Here is a 220-nt window from a genome sequence, read left to right as displayed (position 1 = left end):
ACCATTACAAACTTACAAGGTTCTCAAACCGGAACTAACGTATCAAGCACTTTATTATCGTTTTACACCATTACAAACTTACAAGGTTCTCAAACAGGCGTAATATTGATCGCTGGGCTGTCGAAGTTTTACACCATTACAAACTTACAAGGTTCTCAAACTGTAAGCTCATACATGACAGCTTATTACAGTTTTACACCATTACAAACTTACAAGGTTC

The organism is Eubacterium ramulus ATCC 29099, from assembly GCF_000469345.1.
GTDB classification, from domain to species: domain Bacteria; phylum Bacillota; class Clostridia; order Lachnospirales; family Lachnospiraceae; genus Eubacterium_I; species Eubacterium_I ramulus.
Note: the sequence above shows the minus strand (reverse complement) of the source record.